The organism is Jannaschia marina (assembly GCF_013404595.1).
In the GTDB taxonomy this organism is placed as follows: Bacteria; Pseudomonadota; Alphaproteobacteria; order Rhodobacterales; family Rhodobacteraceae; genus Jannaschia; species Jannaschia marina.
On sequence record NZ_JABVAX010000009.1, the window covers coordinates 35906 to 55000 of the forward strand.

Annotated in this window: 21 protein-coding genes (1 of these 21 running past the window's edge); 12 read left to right on the forward strand and 9 right to left on the reverse strand. The window is 69.3% G+C overall.

Annotated features, from left to right (window positions below; all coding sequences use genetic code 11):
* Positions 1-17 precede the first annotated feature (17 nt).
* The 12 genes from HSX43_RS14365 (at position 18) to HSX43_RS19675 (ending at position 12253) form a co-directional block, all read left to right on the forward strand.
* Positions 18-1091, forward strand: coding sequence for an Mrp/NBP35 family ATP-binding protein (locus tag HSX43_RS14365; RefSeq protein ID WP_179380842.1), 1074 nt, complete (start codon positions 18-20; stop codon positions 1089-1091).
* A 698-nt stretch (positions 1092-1789) separates the two neighbouring features.
* Positions 1790-2296 carry a division/cell wall cluster transcriptional repressor MraZ gene (locus tag HSX43_RS19475; protein WP_208454615.1) on the forward strand — a complete coding sequence of 169 codons (507 nt, stop codon included), beginning with the start codon at positions 1790-1792 and terminating at the stop codon, positions 2294-2296.
* A 3-nt stretch (positions 2297-2299) separates the two neighbouring features.
* Positions 2300-3283 (forward strand): 16S rRNA (cytosine(1402)-N(4))-methyltransferase RsmH, encoded by a 984-nt coding sequence (gene rsmH, locus HSX43_RS14375; RefSeq protein WP_179380843.1) that lies wholly within the window; start codon positions 2300-2302, stop codon positions 3281-3283.
* The gene (ftsL, locus tag HSX43_RS14380) at positions 3283-3735 is read left to right on the forward strand and encodes a cell division protein FtsL (RefSeq protein WP_179380844.1); all 453 of its coding nucleotides are present in this window, start codon (positions 3283-3285) and stop codon (positions 3733-3735) included. The genes rsmH and ftsL overlap by 1 nt, the downstream gene beginning before the upstream one ends.
* A gap of 59 nt (positions 3736-3794) precedes the next feature.
* Positions 3795-5534, forward strand: a complete 1740-nt coding sequence (locus HSX43_RS14385) for a peptidoglycan D,D-transpeptidase FtsI family protein (protein ID WP_407929382.1) — start codon at positions 3795-3797, stop codon at positions 5532-5534.
* Between the two features lie 59 nt (positions 5535-5593).
* Positions 5594-7048 (forward strand): UDP-N-acetylmuramoyl-L-alanyl-D-glutamate--2,6-diaminopimelate ligase, encoded by a 1455-nt coding sequence (locus HSX43_RS14390; protein ID WP_179380845.1) that lies wholly within the window; start codon positions 5594-5596, stop codon positions 7046-7048.
* Positions 7045-8448 carry a UDP-N-acetylmuramoyl-tripeptide--D-alanyl-D-alanine ligase gene (locus HSX43_RS14395; protein WP_179380846.1) on the forward strand — a complete coding sequence of 468 codons (1404 nt, stop codon included), beginning with the start codon at positions 7045-7047 and terminating at the stop codon, positions 8446-8448. The genes HSX43_RS14390 and HSX43_RS14395 overlap by 4 nt, the downstream gene beginning before the upstream one ends.
* A gap of 7 nt (positions 8449-8455) precedes the next feature.
* Positions 8456-9538 carry a phospho-N-acetylmuramoyl-pentapeptide-transferase gene (gene mraY / locus HSX43_RS14400; RefSeq protein WP_179380847.1) on the forward strand — a complete coding sequence of 361 codons (1083 nt, stop codon included), beginning with the start codon at positions 8456-8458 and terminating at the stop codon, positions 9536-9538.
* A complete protein-coding gene (locus tag HSX43_RS14405) occupies positions 9538-10263 on the forward strand; it encodes a transglycosylase domain-containing protein (RefSeq protein WP_179380848.1) in 726 nt (241 codons plus the stop codon). The genes mraY and HSX43_RS14405 overlap by 1 nt, the downstream gene beginning before the upstream one ends.
* Positions 10260-11636, forward strand: a complete 1377-nt coding sequence (gene murD / locus HSX43_RS14410; RefSeq protein WP_179380849.1) for a UDP-N-acetylmuramoyl-L-alanine--D-glutamate ligase — start codon at positions 10260-10262, stop codon at positions 11634-11636. Before HSX43_RS14405 ends, murD begins: the two co-directional genes overlap by 4 nt.
* Positions 11637-11717: 81 nt before the next feature.
* On the forward strand, positions 11718-11978 hold the full coding sequence (locus tag HSX43_RS14415) for a hypothetical protein (protein ID WP_179380850.1): 261 nt from the start codon (positions 11718-11720) through the stop codon (positions 11976-11978).
* Positions 11975-12253, forward strand: a complete 279-nt coding sequence (locus tag HSX43_RS19675) for a UBP-type zinc finger domain-containing protein (protein WP_208454616.1) — start codon at positions 11975-11977, stop codon at positions 12251-12253. The genes HSX43_RS14415 and HSX43_RS19675 overlap by 4 nt, the downstream gene beginning before the upstream one ends.
* Positions 12254-12259: 6 nt before the next feature.
* Here HSX43_RS19675 and HSX43_RS14425 read toward each other — a convergent pair whose 3' ends face one another.
* The 9 genes from HSX43_RS14425 to HSX43_RS14465 form a co-directional block, all read right to left on the reverse strand.
* The gene (locus tag HSX43_RS14425) at positions 12260-12970 is read right to left on the reverse strand and encodes a DUF502 domain-containing protein (RefSeq protein ID WP_179380851.1); all 711 of its coding nucleotides are present in this window, start codon (positions 12968-12970) and stop codon (positions 12260-12262) included.
* 72 nt (positions 12971-13042) lie between these two features.
* Positions 13043-13432, reverse strand: coding sequence for a VOC family protein (locus HSX43_RS14430; protein ID WP_179380852.1), 390 nt, complete (start codon positions 13430-13432; stop codon positions 13043-13045).
* Complete coding sequence (locus HSX43_RS14435; RefSeq protein WP_179380853.1) at positions 13429-14292, reverse strand: PfkB family carbohydrate kinase; 864 nt, start codon at positions 14290-14292, stop codon at positions 13429-13431. The genes HSX43_RS14430 and HSX43_RS14435 overlap by 4 nt, the downstream gene beginning before the upstream one ends.
* Before the next feature lie 49 nt (positions 14293-14341).
* Positions 14342-15040 (reverse strand): M48 family metallopeptidase, encoded by a 699-nt coding sequence (locus tag HSX43_RS14440; protein ID WP_179380854.1) that lies wholly within the window; start codon positions 15038-15040, stop codon positions 14342-14344.
* A gap of 87 nt (positions 15041-15127) precedes the next feature.
* Positions 15128-16312, reverse strand: a complete 1185-nt coding sequence (locus HSX43_RS14445; protein ID WP_179380855.1) for a vWA domain-containing protein — start codon at positions 16310-16312, stop codon at positions 15128-15130.
* A complete protein-coding gene (locus tag HSX43_RS14450; protein ID WP_179380856.1) occupies positions 16313-16474 on the reverse strand; it encodes an apolipoprotein acyltransferase in 162 nt (53 codons plus the stop codon).
* A 9-nt stretch (positions 16475-16483) separates the two neighbouring features.
* Positions 16484-17860 carry a DUF2927 domain-containing protein gene (locus tag HSX43_RS14455; protein WP_235962669.1) on the reverse strand — a complete coding sequence of 459 codons (1377 nt, stop codon included), beginning with the start codon at positions 17858-17860 and terminating at the stop codon, positions 16484-16486.
* Positions 17860-18315 (reverse strand): GNAT family N-acetyltransferase, encoded by a 456-nt coding sequence (locus HSX43_RS14460; RefSeq protein ID WP_179380857.1) that lies wholly within the window; start codon positions 18313-18315, stop codon positions 17860-17862. The genes HSX43_RS14455 and HSX43_RS14460 overlap by 1 nt, the downstream gene beginning before the upstream one ends.
* A gap of 320 nt (positions 18316-18635) precedes the next feature.
* A protein-coding gene (locus HSX43_RS14465; protein WP_179380858.1) for an AAA family ATPase crosses the window boundary here: on the reverse strand, positions 18636-19095 show its 3' portion. The gene runs 380 nt beyond the window's last position; 460 of the gene's 840 nt are visible here — the last part of the coding sequence; the start codon falls outside the window, past its right edge; its stop codon occupies positions 18636-18638.

Sequence of the window (19095 nt, forward strand, 5' to 3'; positions counted from 1 at the left end):
CAGGAAAGGACCCCGAGATGACCCCGACCCGCGACGCCGTGACCCGTGCCCTCTCCGCCATCGAGGTGCCGGGCGGCGGCACGCTGGTCTCGGCCGACATGGTCCGCGCGCTCGTGGTCGAGAAGGACGCCGTCCGGTTCGTGATCGAGGTGCCCTCGGCCGAGATCGCGAAGGTCTCCGAGCCCCTGCGCGCCGCGGCCGAGCGGGCGGTCGCCGCCGTTCCCGGCGTGGCCCGCGTTCAGGCGGTGCTGACCGCACCCACGGCCGAGAAGGCACCGCCGTCGCTCAAGATCGGGGGGCATCCGAAGCCGCAGGACGGGCCGATGCGCATTCCGGGCGTCAAGCGGGTGATCGCCGTCGCCTCGGGCAAGGGCGGCGTCGGCAAGTCCACGGTGAGTGCGAACCTCGCTGTCGCGCTCATGCGGCAGGGCTGGAAGGTCGGGCTGCTCGACGGCGATATCCACGGGCCGAGCCAGCCGCGGATGATGGGCGCAAGCGCGCGCCCGGCCTCGCCCGACGGCAAGTCGATCATTCCGCTTCGGGCTCACGGCGTCACGCTGATGTCGATCGGGCTGATGCTGGCCGAGGACAAGGCCGTTGTCTGGCGCGGGCCGATGCTGATGGGCGCGCTGCAGCAGATGATGGGTCAGGTCCAATGGGACTACCACGATGGCGCGCTCGACGCTCTGATCGTCGATCTTCCGCCGGGCACGGGCGACGTGCAGCTCACGCTCTGCACCAAGGCGGTGGTCGATGGGGCGGTCGTGGTCTCCACGCCGCAGGACGTGGCGCTGCTGGACGCGCGCAAGGCGCTCGACATGTTCGCCACGCTCAAGACGCCGGTCCTCGGCCTTGTCGAGAACATGTCGATGTTCCATTGCCCCGAATGTGGTCACAGGGCGCATATCTTCGGCCATGGCGGGGTCGAGGGGGAAGCGCGGCGGCTCGGCCTGCCGTTCCTCGGTGCGCTGCCGCTCGACCTCGAGACGCGGGAAGCGGGTGACGCCGGGCGGCCGGTTGCCCTTGGCGAGGGGCCGATGACGGAGGCCTTTGCGGCCCTTGCGCGCGCGGTCGCCGAGGCCGTCGGCTGAGATCGGCGGTCCGGTACGGGCTTTCATGCCGCCGACGGAGCGCGATGGGAATCGATGCCCCCGCGACTCCGGCGCATGTTCTAGGCACCTGTCGGCCGATTCCGGCCGTTTGACGCGCGTGCGTATAGATAATCTATTATATTCAGTTTGATAGCTACTACCGTACGACGGTGGCTTTGTTCTGCCTATAGGCGAGTTCCTCCTTCCCTGTGCGAAAACTGCAACGCAGCGCAGGGAGGCGTGTTACCGCGACTGAAATAGATTAAAGACAAGAAATTCCGTTTATTTTTTTCTAAAACACAACATATTGTGGTCTAGTGAGTCTTCCACAGGCTTAATCACAGCCTGTGGATAACAAAAGTGGCATCAAGTGGCATAAAAGGGCTTCCCGACTCGGGTCGGCCATGGCATCAACGGTTTCACAGAGAGCGGGGAGGAAAGAGGCGCAGACCTCAGACCCCTAGAAAAACAAGAGGCAGGTCGAAAACAGGCACCCCCCACATCGTCTCTGGACGACAGAAGATCTGAAGCGCGCAGCGAACGAACCCCCCAGTGACCGCGCGCCGAAGACGCCCGATTTGCGCCAGGCGCAGTACGGGAGCACAGGGCGGATCGGGTTTTGGCAGACACCCGATCCGCCCGTTTCCGTTTGGGGGCAGGCATCGCGCGGCGCGCCGCGCCGCAGAAGGGCAGACGGGTTGGAGCATCGCTTCCGGGGCACCAGCACCCACCGGGTGGACGCGAAAGGCCGGGTTTCGATCCCGGCCGATTTCCGTCGCGTGCTCGACGCCTGCGACCCGGGGCGCGAAGCTGGCGTGAACCCGCGCCTCGTCCTCTGTTTCGGGGATGCGCGCGTGCCGTATTACACCGCCTATTCGGTCGAGGCCGTGACCGAGATCAGCGACATGATCGACGAGATGGACGAGGGCGACCCGCACCGCGAGGCACTCGAGGACTATTTCTATTCGCAGGCCGAGACGATCGGCATCGACGACAGCGGCCGCCTCATCCTGAAGGCCGACCTGCGCGAGCGGATCGGCATCGCGTCGGAGGCGGTCTTCGCCGGCAAGGGCAAGACCTTCCGCATCTATTCGCCCGCCGCCCCACAGGAGGCGACGAGCCGTCTGGGTCAGGTCCTTGGTGAATTGCCCGAGGGTCGGCCGATCACCTCCCTGTTGCCGAAGAAGCGCCGTCCGGAGGCATGAGCGATGGTCCGCGCAGAAAGTGAGTCCGGTGCGCCACATATCCCGGTTCTTCTGGGGGCGATTCTGGAAAGCGTGGCCCCGGTCGGGGGCGTGTGGTTGGATGGCACCATGGGCGCCGGGGGGTACACCCGGGGGCTGCTGGAGGCGGGCGCGGACCGGGTGATCGGTCTCGACCGCGATCCGCTGGCTCACCAGATGGCGGCCGATTGGGCAGACGAGCGGGTGACACTTGTGCAGGGTGTGTTCTCGGAGATGGATGAGGTCGGCGAGGCCGTGGATGGCGTCGTGCTGGATCTCGGGGTGAGCTCGATGCAGCTCGACCGCGCGGATCGCGGGTTCTCCTTCCTGCGGGACGGGCCGCTCGACATGCGTATGGGGGATGCCGGGCCGACGGCGGCGGATCTCGTGAACGGGCTCGGCGAGGGGGATCTGGCTGACATCCTGCACCGCTACGGCGAGGAGCGGGCGGCGCGGCGGATCGCGAAATCCATCGTCAAGCGGCGCGAAGAGGCCCCTTTCGCCACGACGCTGGATCTGGCCGAGGTCGTCGCCGCGAACCTTCCCCGTCCGAAACCCGGGCAGAGCCATCCCGCGACCCGCAGCTTCCAGGCGTTGCGCATCGCCGTGAACGACGAGTTCGGCGAGTTGGCCGAGGGCCTGCAGGCGGCGGAGCGCGTGCTGAAGCCCGGTGGCTGGCTCGCGGTCGTCTCCTTCCATTCCGTCGAGGATCGCGCGGTGAAGCGCTTCCTCGCCGACCGCGCCGACGCGGGCGGGGGCGGTAGCCGCTATGCGCCCGAACGTGCCGCGCGCAGGCCCGCCTTCGAGATCACGCACAAGGCCATCGCGCCGACGGAAGAGGAGGTCGCCGCCAACCCGCGCGCCCGCTCCGCCCGGTTGCGCGTCGCCCGCCGCACCGATGCGCCCGCCGGGCGCGTCGATCGCCGTACCCTCGGCCTCCCGGCCGCCGTCACCCTCGGGGGATCCTGATGCGAAGCCTGTTCTATGCCCTTTCCGTCGCCGCCGTCGTCGGCCTCGCCTTCTGGGCCTATGGCGAAGGCTACGAGACCCGGCAGACCGAGCGCGCCGTTGCGCGGCTTGAGCGCGAGATCGGGCAGCGCCATCAGGAGCTTTCGATGCTCCGCACCGAATGGGCCTATCTCAACCGGCCCGACAGGCTCCATGAGCTGGCGGAGATGAACTTCGAGAGCCTCGGCCTCATTCCGCTCGCCCCCGATCATTTCGCGCTGGCCGATCAGGTCGGCTATCCGCCGCCCGCCCCGCCGGAGCCGCCGCAGACGGTCATGGCCTGGGGTGAAGGCGCGGCGCTGGAGGAGAAGATCGGCGACGTCATCGTGATGACCCACCGCTACGGGGCCGATGCCGCGCCGCGGCTCATCGCGCCGCCGACGCTCGCCGACGACGGGGAGCAGCTGCCGTGATCTTCCGTCGCAAGCCGAAACCCGTCGCAACCGACCCGTTCCAGCCGGTCACCCCCCGGGTGCCGCGCCCCCGCGATCCCGTCGCCGTCGCCCCCCCGCGCGAGAACCCCGAGAAGATGCGCCTGCGCGCCGAACGGCGCCTGAAGTTCACCGCGGCCTGTTTCGTCTTCGGGTTTGCCGTCGTCGGCCTCAAGATGGGGGCCATTTCCGCGTCCGAGGCGCGGGAGCCGCGGACCGGCGGGCTCGCGGGGGCCGGCATCGTCTCGGCGCGGGCCGACATCACCGATCGCGAGGGGCGGGTGCTCGCCACCAATGTCACCGCGACGGCGCTCTACGCTCAGCCGCATCTGATGGTCGATCCTGTTGCTGCCGCCGAGGGGCTGGCACGGATCTTCCCGGACATGAAGGTCGACACCTGGACGCGGCGCTTCACCTCGGGCTCCAAGTTCTACTGGCTCAAGGGCAATATCTCGCCCGAGCAGCAGCAGGCGGTGCACGACCTGGGCGAGCCCGGCCTCCTCTTCGGGCAGCGGGAGATGCGTGTCTATCCCAACGGGCCCCTCGCGTCCCACGTGCTGGGCGGGGCGCGCTATGGCGCGCAGGACGTGCGCGCGGCCGAGATCAAAGGTGTCGCGGGCGTCGAGGCGGTCTTCAACGACTATCTGAGCGACCCCGCGCGCGAGGGCGCGCCGCTGCGACTGTCGGTCGATCTGTCGGTGCAGACCGCGGTCGAGCGGGTGCTGGCGTCGGGCATGGGCCTGATGAACGCCAAGGGGGCCGCCGCGATCCTGATGGACGCGAAGACCGGCGAAATCGTCTCGCTCGCCTCCCTCCCGGACTTCGACCCGAACGACCGGCCCGCCCCCGCGACCGAAGGCGATCCGGGCGACAGCCCGCTCTTCAACCGCGCGGTGCAGGGCGTCTACGAGCTGGGCTCGACCTTCAAGATCTTTGCCGCCGCGCAATCGCTGGAACTGGGGCTGACCAACGCGGGCACGATGATCGACACGCAGGGGCCGATGCGGCAGGGGCGGCACCGGATCCGCGACTTCCACGACTACGGGCCCCGCCTGTCGGTGACGGATGTGATCGTGAAATCGTCGAACGTGGGCACGGCGCGGATGGCGCTCGACATCGGGGCGGCCCGGCAGAAGGCCTTTCTCGAGTCGCTCGGCTTCTTCGCACCCACGCCCGTGGAGCTGACCGAGGCTCCGGGCGCGCGGCCGATCGTGCCCACGCGCTGGCCTGAGATCTCGACCATGACCATCAGCTACGGCCACGGCCTCTCGGCCTCGCCGCTGCACCTCGCCACGGCCTATGCCTCGCTTCTGAACGGCGGCACCCGGGTGACGCCGACGCTGCTCGCGCGCGACGACGCGGTGGAGCCCGGGGCGCGTGTCGTCAGCCCGCGCGTCTCGGCGGAGGCACGCCACATGCTGCGGCAGGTGGTGACGCGGGGTACGGCGTCCCTGATGGAGGTCGAGGGCTACCAGGTTGGCGGCAAGACGGGGACCGCGGACAAGCCGAGCCCGACGGGCGGCTACTACGATGACAAGACGATCACGACGTTTGCCGGTATCTTCCCCGCCCAGGACCCGGAGTACGTGATCGTCGTCTCACTCGACGAGCCGTCGATCTTCGCGGCAGGCGAGGAGCGGCGGACCGCGGGCTGGACGGCCGTACCCGTCGCCTCCGAGATCGTGCGCCGGGTCGCGCCGCTTCTGGGGCTTCGGCCCGATTTCGACCCGAGGGCGGACAGCTTCGGTGCATATCTGACACAAGCCGCGGCAAGCCGATAGGCGTCGGTGATGGACGGCACCGGCGCGGCGCGGTAGGGCATCGGGGTCGGGGGAAGAAGATGCAGAAGACACTCAGCGAGCTTGGCCTGACGGGGCCGTCGGACCTGCGAATCTCCGGCCTCTCGGTCGACAACCGTACCGTGCGCCCGGGCGATCTCTTTGCCGCGCTGCCGGGGGCGGTGACCCACGGCGCGCGCTTCGCCGCCGATGCGGTCGCGCGCGGGGCCGTGGCGGTGCTGACCGACAAGGCGGGCGCGGCGATCCTGCCCGAGGCTACACCGTCGATCGTGGTCGAAGACCCCCGCGCTGCCCTGGCCTTTGCCGCGGCGCTCATGGCGGGGGCTCAGCCCGACGTGATGGTCGCGGTCACCGGCACCAACGGCAAGACCAGCGTGGCAAGCTTCACGCGGCAGCTGTGGGAGGCGATGGGCCTCGCCGGGGTCAATATCGGAACGACCGGTGTGGAAGGGGCCTTCCACGCGCCCTCGGCCCATACGACGCCCGAGCCGATCACGCTCCATCGCCTGCTGGCGGAGATGGCGTCGGCGGGCGTGACCCATGCGGCGATGGAGGCCTCCTCCCACGGGCTGGACCAGCGGCGGCTGGAGGCGGTGCGCCTCGCCGCGGCGGGGTTCACGAACCTCACGCAGGATCACCTCGACTACCACGGCACGATGGAGGCGTACCTGGCCGCCAAGGCCGGGCTCTTCGACCGGTTGCTGCCCGGCGACGGCGTGGCGGTCATCAACCTCGATGATCCGGCGGGGCCCGACCTCGCCGCCGCCTGCGAGGGGCGGGGGCAGGAGGTGATCGGGGTGGGCCGTGCGGCCGAGGCGCGGCTGCGCCTGACCGGGCAGCGTTTTGACGCCACGGGGCAGGAGCTGCTGTTCCGGTGGCAGGACCGGGCGGTCTCGGTGCGTCTCGACCTCATCGGCGGCTTCCAGGCGGCGAACGCGCTTCTGGCGGCGGGGCTTGTCATCGGCGCGGGCGAGGAGGCCGAGGCCACCTTCGCCGCGATGCCGAAGCTCGCCGGGGTGCGCGGGCGGATGGAGCTGGCGGCGACTCGGGCGGGCGGTGCGGCGGTCTTTGTCGACTACGCGCATACGCCCGACGCGATCACCACGGCACTGCGCGCGCTGCGCCCGCATGTCATGGGGCGGATCGTGGCGATCATCGGCGCGGGCGGCGACCGCGACACGGCGAAACGCCCCCTGATGGGGGCCGCGGCCGCGGCGGATGCGGACCACGTCATCGTCACCGACGACAACCCCCGCTCCGAGGATCCGGCGGTGATCCGGGCGGCGGTGAGGACAGGCGCTCCGGAGGCGACGGAGGTCGGCGACCGCGCGGAGGCGATCCTCAAGGGGACGGCCATGCTGGAGCCTGGGGATGCGCTTCTGGTCATGGGTAAGGGCCACGAGAGCGGACAGACCGTGGGTGATATGGTCCTGCCCTTCGACGACGTGGAGCAGGCGTCGATCGCGGTCGCGGCCCTCGAAGGGCGGGACGCATGACGCTCTGGACTTCGGCGGCGGCGGCGGCGGCCACGGGCGGCACCGCGCGCGGCGACTGGACGGTCGACGGTTTCGGCATCGACAGTCGCGCGATGGACCCCGGTGCGATGTTCGTGGCCCTGAAGGCCGCGCGCGACGGGCATGATTTCGTGCGCGCCGCCCTCGACGCCGGGGCCGCCGCCGCGCTCGTCAGCCGGGTGCCGGAGAGCTGCGAGGATGCGCCGCTTCTTCTGGTCGACGACGTGCAGCTGGCGCTCGAGGCGCTCGGCCGCGCGGGCCGGACGCGGACGCGGGCCAAGGTGATCGCGGTCACCGGCAGTGTCGGCAAGACCTCCACGAAGGAGATGCTGCGCCATTGTCTCGAGGGGCAGGGCCGGACCCACGCTGCGATTAAGAGCTACAACAACCACTGGGGCGTTCCGCTCACGCTGGCCGCGATCCCGCGGGACACGGACTTCGCGGTGATCGAGATCGGGATGAACCATCCGGGCGAGATCGCGCCGCTCGCGGCGCAGGCCGCGCCGCATGTCGCGGCCGTCACCACCGTCGCGCCCGTGCACCTCGAAGCCTTCGCCGATGGCCTGCCCGGCATCGCGCGCGAGAAGGCCGCGATCTTCTCCGGTCTGGTGCCCGGCGGCGCGGCGATCTGGAACGCGGATCTCGAAGTGTCGGACATTCTGGCCGAGAGCGGCACGGTGTCCTTCGGGCGGACCGAAGGTTGCGACTGGCGGCTCGTAGAGGTGAATGCGGGAGCGGATGCCACCACCTGCCGCGCGGGGACGCCGCTCGGAGAGCTGATGTTCCGCATCGGCGCACCGGGCGCGCATTTCGCCCTGAACGCGCTCGCGGTGCTGGCCGCTGTCCATGCGGCGGGGGCCGATGTCGCGCGTGCGGCGCTGCGTCTCGCCGACTGGACCCCGCCGGAGGGCCGGGGGCAGCGCCATGCCGTCGTGCTGCATCCGGATGCGCCGCCGCTCGACCTGATCGACGATGCCTACAATGCGAACCCGGCCTCGGTGGGGGCGGCGCTCGACCTGCTGGCCGCGACCGGCGTGCCGGCGCGGGCGCGGCGTGTCGCAATCCTGGGCGACATGAAGGAGCTGGGGCCAACCGGGCCGGAGCTTCACGCAGCGCTGGCCGACCACCCGGCGGTGAGCGATCTCGACCTCGTGCATACGGTCGGCCCGCTGATGCGACATCTTCACGACGCGCTGCCGGCTGACCGGCGCGGCACCCATGCCCCCGACAGCGCGGCCTTCGCGCCGGGGCTGCGCCACCTGGTCGAGCCCGGCGACGCTGTGCTGGTGAAGGGATCGCTTTCGATGAAAATGGCCCGACTGGTCGAGGGGCTGCGCGCCCTCGGCGAGGCACCCGAGGGTGCCGGGCCCAAGAAGACATAGGACACCCATGCTCTACTGGCTGACGAACTTTTCTGACGGCGGCGATGTCTTCAACCTGTTCAACTACATCACCGTCCGCGCCGGCGGGGCGTTCTTCACCGCGCTGATCTTCGGCTTCATCTTCGGCCGTCCGCTCATCAATCTGCTCCGCAAGCGGCAGGGCAAGGGACAGCCGATCCGCGACGATGGCCCCGAAAGCCATTTCGCCAAGGCCGGCACGCCCACGATGGGCGGCGTGCTCATCCTCGGAGCGGTCAGCGTGGCGACGCTCCTCTTCGGGCGGCTCGACAACCCCTATATCTGGCTCGTCCTGGGCGTCACGATCAGCTTCGGCGCGATCGGCTTCATCGACGACTTCGCCAAGGTGAGCGCCGGCAACGCGCGGGGGGTGCCCGGTCGCGTGCGCCTCCTCCTCGGCTTCGTGATCGCGGCGGTCGCCGGGGGCGTGGCGATCTACGTGCATCCGGAGGAGCTTCAGGCGCAGCTTGCGGTTCCCGTCTTCAAGGACGTGCTCCTGAACATGAGCTATATCTACATCCCCTTCGTGATGATCGTCATCGTGGGATCCGCGAACGCGGTGAACCTGACCGACGGTCTCGACGGTCTCGCGATCATGCCGGTGATGATCGCCGCCGGCACGCTGGGCGTCATCGCCTATGCGGTCGGGCGGGTGGACTTCACCGACTATCTCGACGTGCATTACGTGCCGGGCACGGGCGAATTGCTGATCTTCGCCGCCGGGCTCATCGGCGGGGGCCTCGGGTTCCTGTGGTACAACGCGCCGCCCGCAGCCGTCTTCATGGGCGATACGGGCTCCCTCGCACTCGGCGGGGCGCTCGGGACGATCGCCGTGGTGACGAAGCACGAACTCGTGTGGGCGGTGATCGGCGGCCTCTTCGTGGTCGAGGCCCTCTCGGTCATCATCCAGGTGCTCTACTTCAAGTCGACGGGTAAGCGCGTCTTCCTCATGGCTCCGATCCATCACCACTTCGAGAAGAAGGGCTGGGCCGAGCCGCAGGTGGTGATCCGCTTCTGGATCATCGCGCTCATCCTCGCCCTGATCGGTCTCGCCACCTTGAAGGTCCGGTGATGGTCGTCCGCCGCTACCTCGCCTGGCGGACGAGGACGGCGCGGCCGCCCGTCCGGCTTGGCACGCGGGCGGCGCGGTTCGGGGCGCTGGCAGTCTTGCTGGCGGTGGCGATCATCGCCTGGCCGGTCGTCTCGGGCTATCTGGCGGGCAAGCGCGCGGCCCCGCAGCTGGCGCAGAGCGCGCAGGCGCTGATCCGGGCCGGACAGGGGCCGAACGACCTCGGGCCGGGCCGGTGGGACAAGCTGCTCGCCGTACAGGATCCGGGGTTCGAGCAGCATTCGGGCATCGACTTCACCACGCCCGGCGCGGGCATCACGACGGTCACGCAGTCGCTCGCCAAGCGGGTCGGCTTCGAAGACTTTCGCCCGGGCTGGTCCAAGCTGCGGCAGACGGGCCTCGCGCTCGGTTACGAGACCGGGATGACAAAGGAGGAGATCGGCGCGCTCTGGCTCGAGACGGTCGAGATGGGCCGGATCGAGGGACCGGAGGAGAAGGGCTGGACCGTCGGCTTCTGGTCCGCGGCGGAGCGGGCCCATGGTGCCACGCCGGCGGCCCTCGACGACGCAGATTTCCGCGCCCTCGTCGCGCGCCTGATCGCGCCGGCCGCGCTTGGCGACGACCCCGAAGCGCTGGCCGAGCGCGACGGCCGGATCGCGCGGCTCTGGGCCGGAGACTGCGCGCCGACCGGGCACGGGGACGTCTGGCTCGACGGGTGCGCCGAATGATCCCCGTGCGCGGCTTCACCGGCGCGATGGTCGCCGTCCTGGGCCTCGGACGCTCGGGGTTGACGGCGGCCCGGGCGTTGCGCGCGGGCGGCGCGACTGTCCTCGCCTGGGACGACGGCGCGAAGGGGCGCGATGCGGCGGAGGCCGAGGGTTTCGAGGTGCGCGACCTGACGAAAGCGGGCGCGCTCGACGGCGTCGTCACGCTCGTCACGTCGCCCGGCATTCCCCACCTCTATCCGGCTCCGCATCCGGCGATCCGTGCCGCCTGGGACGCGGGCGTCGCTGTCGACAACGACATCGGCCTCTTCTTCCGGTCGCTTGGGCCCGAGGCCCCGCGGACCGTCTGCATCACCGGATCGAACGGCAAGTCGACGACCTCGGCGCTCCTGCATCACGTCCTGACGACCGCGGGCAAGACGGCGCATCTGGCGGGCAACATCGGGCGCGGTGTGCTCGACCTCGATGCGCCGGGCGAGGCGGACATCGTCGTGCTGGAGCTGTCGAGCTACCAGACCGAACTCGCGCGCAGCCTGACGCCCGACATTTGCGTATTTACCAACCTGACGCCCGATCACCTCGACCGTCACGCGGGGTTCGGTGGCTATTTCGCGGCGAAACGCCGTCTCTTCGCCGAAGGCGGGCCGGACCGCGCGATTATCGGCGTCGACGAGGACGAGGGCCGGTTCCTCGCCAACCAGCTGCAGGAGGCACCGGTCGACGATCGTGTGATCCGGGTGGCGACGGGCAAGCTCTCGGGGCCGGGGTGGCTCGTGACCGCGCGCAAGGGCTGGCTTGCCGAGCATCGCAAGGGGCGGCAGGTGGCGAGCGTGGATCTGCGCGACATCCCGGGGCTGCCAGGTACGCACAACCATCAGAACGCCTGCTGCGCCTGGGCTGCGGCGCGCGCGCTCGGCCTCTCGCCGCGCGAGATCGAGGCGGGCCTGCGCAGCTACCCCGGTCTGCCCCACCGGAGCCAGCGCATCGCCGAGCGGGACGGCGTGATCTTCGTCAACGACTCGAAGGCCACGAACGTCGATGCCGCCGTGCAGGCGCTGCAGGCCTTCAAGCGCATCCGCTGGATTTGCGGCGGCTTGCAGAAGGAGGGCGGGCTTGCGGCCCTGCATCCGCATCTGGGACACGTCGCCAAGGCCTACGTCATCGGGCGGGAGGCGGAGGCCTTCGCGCTCGACCTCGGGCCGGGGGTCGAGAGCGAGATCTGCACCGACATGGCCACCGCCGTCGCCCGCGCTGCGGCGGAGGCGGAGGCGGGCGACGTCGTCCTTCTCGCCCCGGCGGCGGCGAGCTTCGATCAGTACGACAGCTTCGAGAAACGCGGCGAGGATTTCGCGGCGCGGGTGGCGGCGCTCGGTTGAAGCCCTCATCGCCGGTGAAGTGCATGGACAGTCGGATCATTCCGTCGTTTGCTGGGACGAATGCAATCGACGGAGGATGACATGTCTCTCGCAACCATCGAGATCGACGACGAGGTGTTCACCGAGGAGGGGGCCGTCGGGTTCGGGGCCGTTCGCAAGGTGCAGGCGAAGCAGCTGGTCGTCTATATCGAGGGCTACGGCGACATCGTCATCACCGCCGAGCAGATCGCCTCGGCGCACGACGGGAAGGTGCTGTTGAAGCCCGAAACACTGCCGCCGCGCCTGCAGGCGCACCTCGAACATGTCCACGACGGCGAGATCCGCGGCACGTCCGAGACGTGAGCGCCTGCGCGCACCGAGATCGGATCGCCGTCCCGGCGCTCGCGGAGGCGGAGAAGGCGGATCTGGTTTGCGCCGCCTGTGCCGAGAGTGGCAGCAGGTGGCTTCACCTGCGGCAATGCCGGACCTGCGGTGCGGTGCTCTGCTGCGACGACAGCCCGAACCGGCACGCCCGCGCGCATGCGGAGGGCGAGGATCATCCGATCATCACCTCGGCCGAGCCGCGCGAGATCTGGACCTATTGCTACTTGGACGATGCGGTGATCGGCCGGCGCTGAGGCGGATCAGTTCACCACCGTCGCGCCCGGAGGCATGTCTTCGGGCGCGCGGTTGCCGGGATAGACCAGACCGGCCGAGATCACGAGCTTGGCCGCATCCTCGACCGACATCTCGAGTTCCACGACGTCCTCGGACGGCACGAAGAGCAGGAAGCCCGATGTCGGGTTCGGCGTCGTCGGCAGGAAGACCGAGACCATCGGCATCGCGGCACGTGTCGCGATCTCGCCCTTGGCCGTCGTCGAGACGAAGCCGATCGCCCAGATGCCCTTGCGCGGGTATTCGACGAGGCAGGCTTTCTCGAAGCTGCTCTGGTCCTGCGCCAGGATCGTCTCGGCGATCTGCTTGAGGCCCGAGTAGACCGAGCGGACGACCGGCATGGTTTGCACGAGGTTCTCGGCCCACCGCAGGATCGACCGGCCGATCAGACCCTTGGCGAGCATCCCCACGAGCAACGTGAAGAGCAGAAAGATGCCGACACCGATGCCGCGGATGTCGAGGTCGAGGCCGAACCGCTGAAGGAGCCAGATGTCGGGCCGGTAGCTCAGCGGGATGAAGGGCAGAACCCAACCGTCGAACCAGCCGATCACCGACCAGATCAGCCAGAACGTCAGCCCGATCGGAGCGATCACGATCAGGCCGGTCAGGAAGTTGTTCCTGATCCGCGCGAGGAAGCCGGCCCGGGGCGGGCGCGGCGGCTGTTCGTCGCCAAGTTGCATGCAGCGTCTTTAGTCGTGTTCCGACAGGACATAAGCCCCACGCGCAGCGGGGACAAGCGCGGGCGACGGGCGTCAGGTCGTCCAGTCCGCCCGCTGCAACACCACGCGCCGGCCCTCCGGGTCCGCGTAGGTGCGGCCGCATCTGTCCCAGTAGGGGTTGAGGGCCGCGACGGGCGCGATGCCGGTGCCTTCAATTCGGTCGACCGCCGCCTGCCATGCCCGCGGATCGGGCAGATAGAGGACGAGGAGGCTCTCGGGCCCGGGCGGCGGCGGGGCCGGGTGGTCCGCGTGGCGCGTGAACTCGAGGTGCCAGGGGGCCGCGGGGTGGCCGAGAATCAGTCCGTCGAAGCCTGCGTGGTCCGTGAAGTCGGCCAGCACATCGAAGCCGAGGCCGTCGCGATAGAAGCGCAGCACGCCGTCGAAGTCGGCGGAGGCCCGGGCGACGCGCAGGACCGGGATCAATAGGTGTCGCCCGACACGTAGGTCGCAGCCGCCTCCAGGGCGCGCGCGAGGGCCGCGTCGGTGCCTGCGCCTCCGGCCTCGGCGGCGATATGGGCGGCCATGAAGGTATCGCCCGCCCCGGTGACGCGGGTGACCATCACACTGCGCGGCTGATGGGCGACGGTACCGCCCGCGTGCGCGCAGGCGGCGAGGTTCGGCCCGTCGGTGACGAGGGCACGGTGAAGGCCCCGCGCCCGCAGGGCCTCGGCCGCCGTGCGCGCGTCGGGCTGTGGCGCATGGAGGAGGAGTCCGGCCTCCTCCAGGTTGACGTAAAGGGTCGCCGAGCCGTGATCGAGGAAGGGCAGGAGCCGTTCTGCCTTGCCGGGCGAGGCCGGGGCGATGCGCAGGTCCGCACCTGCGAACCGCGCGTCGCGGGCGATCCGCGCCAGGAGATCCTGCGTGAGGTTGCCGTCGACCACGATCGGGCCGTCGAAGCCGAGGTCGTCGAGCGGCCGCAGGATCTTGTCGCCCGCCGCCTCGAGCGAGTGGGCGTCGGCGATCGCCGCGATCAGGCCGTTGCCGCCCTCGACCGCCATGTAGACGTCCGTCGGCAGGTCATCGGATCGGTAGATCGTGTTCGTGATGAGGCCCAGCCGGTCGAGCGCGGCGATGAGCTCGTCGCCCTCCGCGTCCCGCCCGACCACCGAGAGGAGCGCGGGGCTGAGCCCGTAGGCCCGCGCCGCCATGGCGATGTTGAGCGCCACGCCGCCCGGGATGCGCGTGATGCGGCCGGGCACGTCGGAGCCCTTCTGCATATGCGCGTTCGACCGGCCGATGATGTCCCAGAGGACGGAGCCGATGCAGAGGATATCCGGTGTCATCCCCGCGGTCTGCCCGATCGGGGGAGGCAGGTAAAGACGCGGGAATGGTTCAGGACGGGGGCGGTCTCAGGCCCCATTTCGCCTCGTTCGCTTCGATCGCGGCGATCCGGTCGGCGGCCTTCGGATGGCTCATCAGCCATGCCGGCGCGCCCCGGCCGCGCATTCCCGTCAATGCGCCGAGCTTGGTGAAGAGCGCCTTCTGGGGCTCCGTTCCGATGCCCGCCTTGACGAGCAGGGCGCTGGCGTAGGCATCGGCCTCGTATTCGTCACGCCGGGACAGGCGCGCCGCGACGAGTGATGTCAGGGCGTTGACCACGAGCGGTCCGATCCCCGGCAGGATCCGCCCAAGAATCCCCGCCAGCACGACCCGGATCGCGTTCTGCCCGCTGAAGTCGATGAGCCGGCGGCGGGAATGGCCGAGCGCGACGTGGCCGAGCTCATGGGCGACGACGCTGGCGAGTTCCGGGGCCGTCACCTCACCGGCGTCGTATTTGTTCAGAAACCCGCGTGTCAGGAAGATGCGCCCGTCCGGCGCGGCAAGGCCATTGACCGGCTCGACCTCGTGGACGTTCACGATGATGCGGTCCAGCTCCAGCACGTCGGCCAGCCGCTCCAGCTCCGCTTCGAGGGCGGGATGGTCGAGCGGCGTTGAGGTCGCATCCATCTGCGCCTTCAGCCGCCAGGCCGAGAAGAACCAGACGACGAGGCCGTAGAGCACGGCCAGAAGGATGACGGGGGCCTTGATCATGCACTGGATATGGGAGGTGCGGCGGCGGCCGTCCAGTGCGGCATCCCGGCCTCTTCCTGCCTCAAATACTCCGTTGCGACGGATCGTTCAGCGTGTGAGCATCCGCATCCCCGCACTCAGGCCCTCGAGCGTCATCGGCACCATCCGGTCCTCGAAGATCTCGCGGATCATGCGCACGGAGTGGGTGTGATCCCAATGCGGGCGGGGCAGGGGGTTGATCCAGAGGTTGGAGGCCCACTTCTCCCGAGCACGCTCCAGCCAGACCTGGCCCGGCTCCTCGTTCCAGTGCTCGTTCGCGCCGCCGGCATAGGCGATCTCGTAGGGCGACATGGAGGCATCGCCGACGAAGATGCAGCGGTAGTCGGGGCCGTAGGTGTTGAACACGTCCTGCGTGGGCGTGACGGCGTTCCAGCGGCGGCGGTTGTCCTTCCAGACCCCTTCGTAGAGGCAGTTGTGGAAGTAGAAATGCTCCAGCGTTCGGAACTCGGAGCGAGCGGCCGAGAAGAGCTCCTCGACGACCTTGATATGCGGGTCCATCGAACCGCCCACGTCGAGGAAGAGCAGAACCTTCACCGCGTTGCGCCGCTCCGGCCGGGTCTTCACGTCGAGATAGCCCGCCTTGGCGGTCGAGCGGATCGTGTCGTCGAGGTCCAGCTCCTCGGCCGCGCCGTCGCGGGCCCAGGCGCGCAGACGTTTCAGGGCGACCTTGATGTTGCGCGTCCCGAGCTCGACCGTGTCGTCGAGGTTGCGGAACTCGCGCTTGTCCCAGACCTTGACCGCGCGCTGATGACGCGACCGGTCCTGCCCGATGCGCACGCCCTCTGGATTGTAGCCGTAGGCCCCGAAGGGCGAGGTGCCGGCGGTGCCGATCCATTTGGACCCGCCCTGGTGACGGCCCTGCTGTTCCTTCAGGCGCTCCTTCAGGGTCTCCATCAGCTTGTCGAAGCCGCCAAGCGCCTCGATCTCGGCGCGTTCTTCCGGCGTCAGATGCTTTTCGGCCTGCTTTTCGAGCCAGTCGGCCGGCAGGTCGACGGCGCGGAGGATGTCGGCGGTGGAGATGTTCTCGAGCCCTTCGAAGCTGGCCGCGAAGGCGCGGTCGAAGCGGTCGATGTGGCGTTCGTCCTTCACGAGTGCGGTGCGCGCGAGATAGTAGAACCCCTCGACGTCGTAGGTGACGAGCCCGGCCGTCAGCCCTTCGAGAAACGCCAGATGCTCGCGCAGCGAAACCGGGACACCGGCACCGCGCAGGGTCTCGAAGAAGCGCAGGAACATCTAGAGGCGGGGCACGATGATGATGGCGATCACCCCGAGGATGAAGCCCATAACGGCCCAGACCGCGGCGTATTGGGCGATGTCGAAGCCGTTGCCCTTGCGGGAGCGGGCGAAGAGGGCTCCGAGGAGGGCCCCCGCGGTGGCAGTGATGATCGGTAGCATGGGAAGGACTTACGCCCCGGGCCGCAGGCTCGCAACCTCCGCCGCCCGCGACGCGAGCGCGCGGTCGCCCCAGGCATAGCGGCCCCAGGCCAGGCCCTCGCGCCGGATGCGCGCGGCCTCGGCCGACGCGCCCTGCAGGGCGGCGGCTTCGGCGCGCAGGAGGAGGAGCGTGGCGAGAAGCGATGCGTTCTGCGCGCCGTCGGCCGCGGGGATCGCGCGGTCGAGGATGCCGAGCGCGGCCTCGGCCTGCCCCGAGGAGAGCGCGAAGGCCGCGAGTTGGAGGGCGACCTGCGCGGTCTGGATGCCGTCGCCCGGGCTGCGTTTGAAGAGCGCCTGCGCTTCGAGGAAGGCGGCGAGGGCGATGTCGGTCTCGGTCGCGATGGCCGCGCGCCCGAGCGCGAGGTGCGAGACCGCGAGCCGCTCGTCGCGCCAGCCCTGCGCCTGCGCGAGCGTCACGGCGTTCTTGGCGTGGGTCAGGCGGGCGGCGTTGCTGCCGGTCGGCGAGAGCGCGCCCTGCATGGCCTTCGACCAGGCCGGATGCCCCTCGTCGATGGCCCCGCGATCGGCGGTGCGCCCGCGCGGGTTCACGTTGGCGAGGATCGCGGGCAGCCGCTGGGCGACCTGCGCCTGTGACAGGCCGGACGTCAGGCCGGGGTGGTAGGTCGCGCGCAGGATCATCATGTCGTAGGCCGTCAGCACGACATGCATGTTGTCGTCGTTGAAGACGGAATGCGGCAGGCGATAGAGGTCGTTCAGGGGCCCTAGTGCCTGCGCGACCTCCTCGTGCAGGCAGTCGCGGATCTCCTGCGGGCTGACGTCCACCGGCAGGAAGACGGTTGCCCGCGTTCTCGTGCGCAGGGTCGTCCAGTCGGTCGCCGGACCGAAGCGTTTCGACAGGTAGTCGCGCCAGCCCGAGACGCGGGGAACGACGAAGCAGGCGGCCCCCGGCACGACCCGCTGCAGCGTCGCGCGGGAGAGAGCGGAGATCGTGATCGAACCCATCTCGTCCGGGCCGGCGCGGGAGATGTCGATCCTCGCTTCCGAGCGCAAGCGGGAAATCAGATCGTTGAGGTCGGGCTGCAGCGTCGGCGGCAGGGCGCTGCCGCTCGCATTCTCGACGGCCACGGTGATCGGACCCTCGAAGCGGGTGAAGGTGTCGATCTGGCGCCCCGTCTCGAGCTGGAAGGTGAGCGCCATGAAGTCGCGGGCGAGCTGGCCGTTCGGCTGCACCGGGATCGGGAGCGCGGGCCGCCCGCTGAAGCGGCGCATCTCCGGCAGGGCCTCGGTCACCGAGGCGACGGTGGCGCGGGTAGCCTGCGGGTCGGTCGTCGTCGGCGCGCAAGCCGTGAGGACCATGAGGGCGAGGGTCGCGAAGGGGCGCAGCATCAGACGGCGCGCTCGTATTTGATGTAGCCCGTCTGCCGCCCGACACGGTCGTAGAGCATCCGGCCGGCATAGTTCGTCTCCTGGGTCATCCAGTATACGCGCGGGCTGTCCCAGGCATCGGCCTGCTCATAGACCGCCTCGATCAGGCGACGGGCGACGCCGCGGCCTCGCGCTTCGGGAAGCGTGAAGAGGTCCTGCAGGTAGACGATGCCCTCGGGCCGCCACATGTGCGGATGGTGGAAGAAATGCACGAGGCCGACAGGTGTGTCGCCGATCAACGCGAGACGTCCTCCGACATGCGCTGTCGAAGGGTCGGTCAGGGCGGCGAAGGTCGCCTCGTAGGTCTCTGCCGGAAGGATCGTGCCATAAAACTGCAGATAGCCTTCCCAGAGCGCGGCCCAATCCGCGCGATCGTCATCCGCGATTTCGCGCAGATCAACTGTTTCCGAATCCATTTCTGCCCGCTCGCATCTACGTGCTTTGTGGCAGGTCTAGTGACGCAATGTGGCGGAGTTTGGGCAGCGGGGCGAAATCACCCCTGCGGTGCCGGTCGGGAGCCGGGCACGCCGCGGCCCCGTCGCGGTACAGGCACAACGACATCGTCGATGCCGGTCGCCAGGACGGAGAGGCCGACGAGAAATGCCAGAAACATGAGGCAAATTAGAAGCATATCTGCGGATACCGCGGAGCGCACCGCGGACACAATCGACAGCGCCGCAAATGCGTCTGCCGAGGGCGGCGCGGGAACCGTTGTCAGCCCGGGGCGTTTGCGGCGCTATCGCCCGCCACGCGCCATGAAGGCCAGCCGCTCGAAGAGATGCACATCCTGTTCGTTCTTCAGCAGCGCGCCGTGGAGCCGGGGCAGGGCGGAGGAAGGGTCGGCCTTGAGATCCTCGGCGGAAAGGTCCTCGGCAAGAAGCAGCTTGAGCCAGTCGAGCATCTCGGACGTGGAGGGCTTCTTCTTGAGCCCCTGCTGATCGCGGATCGCGAAGAACTGCGTGAGCGCGGTCGTCAGGAGCGCGGGCTTGATACCCGGATGATGCACCTCGACGATCTTCGACAGTGTCTCGGCGTCGGGGAAGCGGATGTAGTGGAAGAAGCAGCGCCGCAGGAAGGCGTCCGGCAGCTCCTTCTCGTTGTTGGAGGTGATGATGACGATCGGTCGGTGCCGCGCGCGGATGGTCTCGCCGGTCTCGTAGACGTGGAATTCCATCCGGTCGAGCTCCTGCAGGAGG

Coding starts and splice junctions, on each gene's coding strand:
- HSX43_RS14365 (WP_179380842.1), top strand. CDS start 18: ATGACCCCGACCCGCGACGCCGTGACCCGTGCCCTCTCCGCCATCGAG.
- rsmH (WP_179380843.1), top strand. CDS start 2,300: ATGGTCCGCGCAGAAAGTGAGTCCGGTGCGCCACATATCCCGGTTCTT.
- ftsL (WP_179380844.1), top strand. CDS start 3,283: ATGCGAAGCCTGTTCTATGCCCTTTCCGTCGCCGCCGTCGTCGGCCTC.
- HSX43_RS14390 (WP_179380845.1), top strand. CDS start 5,594: ATGCAGAAGACACTCAGCGAGCTTGGCCTGACGGGGCCGTCGGACCTG.
- HSX43_RS14395 (WP_179380846.1), top strand. CDS start 7,045: ATGACGCTCTGGACTTCGGCGGCGGCGGCGGCGGCCACGGGCGGCACC.
- mraY (WP_179380847.1), top strand. CDS start 8,456: ATGCTCTACTGGCTGACGAACTTTTCTGACGGCGGCGATGTCTTCAAC.
- HSX43_RS14405 (WP_179380848.1), top strand. CDS start 9,538: ATGGTCGTCCGCCGCTACCTCGCCTGGCGGACGAGGACGGCGCGGCCG.
- murD (WP_179380849.1), top strand. CDS start 10,260: ATGATCCCCGTGCGCGGCTTCACCGGCGCGATGGTCGCCGTCCTGGGC.
- HSX43_RS14415 (WP_179380850.1), top strand. CDS start 11,718: ATGTCTCTCGCAACCATCGAGATCGACGACGAGGTGTTCACCGAGGAG.
- HSX43_RS14425 (WP_179380851.1), bottom strand. CDS start 12,970: ATGCAACTTGGCGACGAACAGCCGCCGCGCCCGCCCCGGGCCGGCTTC.
- HSX43_RS14435 (WP_179380853.1), bottom strand. CDS start 14,292: ATGACACCGGATATCCTCTGCATCGGCTCCGTCCTCTGGGACATCATC.
- HSX43_RS14440 (WP_179380854.1), bottom strand. CDS start 15,040: ATGATCAAGGCCCCCGTCATCCTTCTGGCCGTGCTCTACGGCCTCGTC.
- HSX43_RS14445 (WP_179380855.1), bottom strand. CDS start 16,312: ATGTTCCTGCGCTTCTTCGAGACCCTGCGCGGTGCCGGTGTCCCGGTT.
- HSX43_RS14450 (WP_179380856.1), bottom strand. CDS start 16,474: ATGCTACCGATCATCACTGCCACCGCGGGGGCCCTCCTCGGAGCCCTC.
- HSX43_RS14455 (WP_235962669.1), bottom strand. CDS start 17,860: ATGCTGCGCCCCTTCGCGACCCTCGCCCTCATGGTCCTCACGGCTTGC.
- HSX43_RS14460 (WP_179380857.1), bottom strand. CDS start 18,315: ATGGATTCGGAAACAGTTGATCTGCGCGAAATCGCGGATGACGATCGC.